The 1,478-nt window shown below is 34.3% G+C and carries 2 protein-coding genes; both read left to right on the top strand.

Annotated features, from left to right (window positions below; translation table 11 throughout):
• On the top strand, nt 1-344 hold a 344-nt coding region (locus V7124_RS23000), incomplete at its 5' end, for a hypothetical protein (protein ID WP_335493805.1).
• Nucleotides 345-551: 207 nt separating this feature from the next.
• The gene (locus V7124_RS23005; RefSeq protein ID WP_335420635.1) at nt 552-1,010 is read left to right on the top strand and encodes a DinB family protein; all 459 of its coding nucleotides are present in this window, start codon (nt 552-554) and stop codon (nt 1,008-1,010) included.
• Nucleotides 1,011-1,478 lie beyond the last annotated feature (468 nt).

The following is a 1,478-nucleotide window of genomic DNA, read 5'->3' on the forward strand; positions in this document are numbered from 1 at the left end:
AACTGGAAAAAGAGGTTGCATTGGGTCTATGGATTCAAGTAATTGGTCAGATTATTGAAATTAAAGGTTTAACAGGACTTTTGAATATTGAGAATGATACTAATTCAGTTGGTGATCGGCAAATTTTAACCGGTGTTTGGATTAAGACGATTGGACAATTATTAGAGGCTGTATCTGTATCAAGTCAGATAGGTGAAAAAGATGTAATAAAACTTCTCCAAGAACAAAAAGTTGCAATCACAGGAGATTTTCTTGTGTCAATCGGTGCAGCTTATGAAGTATTGGGGGGAATTCGTACTCTTGAAGAGGAGGAAACAGTTAAAACTCCTCGCATTATTCCATAAAATTTACGTAATACGATGATACTGTAAAGTATAAGAATACGTTGCTTATTGAAGTAGCGGGTTGCAAGAGTTAAAGATGGAGAACGCTGCAGCGAACTTTTTGCTTGCTTGTTGTGCTAACGTAGGAAGGATAGTGACAAATACAACATTAAAATTAGGTTTTTTTTGGTAAAATTGCTTTGGAGTATAAAGAGTGGAGGGGCTAAAATGGTTGTTTATGATTTGTTTAATCATTGGGATACCGAACTACATCCAGCTACGTTATCTTGTATCAATTCTTTAAACGAAGAGCAATTGTATTGGAAACCTAAAGGGTGGCATTCTTCTGTGCACGATTTAACTTCTCATATGTGTTGTGTTGAGTGGGTATGGATTTACCGAAATCTTTTAGAAAGAGAATCTTGGGATGAAAGATGGAAAACTAAACACTTTGAATCAATTCAAGATGTGCTAGTCTATTGGAATGAAATTCATAAAGAAACAATAAATTTGTTGACAAATACCCCTATTAATCAACTTAATGATTTTCACAAAATGCCATATAAGCATTGTCCAGAAGTATCACTACTTTGGTTAATTAATCACGTAATTGAACACGAAATCCATCATCGCGGGCAGATAATAATGCTAATGAGAATGATGGGAGTTGAACCCCCAAAAATATAAACTGAAATATTAAAACACCCTAATGAAACATTTGAGGTAAATAGTAAAGGAAGGGTTCATTACTACAATAAGTGATATATTGTGAAGAATTACACTTAAAGTAACGGGTGCGTTGATCCAAGAAGGATTAACCACCTTTTTTTTTAGAATTCCTTATCAAACAAACGGGGCAGGATAGTTAAAAAAGGGGTAGCGTCAGTAAAACGCAGATTTACGCCGATAAGTAATTCTGAATTTAGGAGCTATTGTACTTGCAGTTCCTTCTGAGAAGTAAGGTATTATTAATCGAATAAGTAGTATTATAAGCCATCTAACCTACATACAACATTCTGGAACAATCCGATAAGAGGTTGGTCCTTTTTCCATTTATACCTTAGATTATAGAAGGTCATAAAAATCCAATATTTTTTCAAACCAAATGAAGGTTAGCTACGTCTATTATATGTGAGAGGGTGATAACAAGATGAA

Source organism: Neobacillus niacini (genome assembly GCF_036961885.1).
In the GTDB taxonomy this organism is placed as follows: domain Bacteria; phylum Bacillota; class Bacilli; order Bacillales; family Cytobacillaceae; genus Neobacillus; species Neobacillus niacini_H.

Excerpts from the sequence above, each read along its gene's own strand:
- V7124_RS23005 (WP_335420635.1), top strand. The coding sequence starts at position 552 with ATGGTTGTTTATGATTTGTTTAATCATTGGGATACCGAACTACATCCA.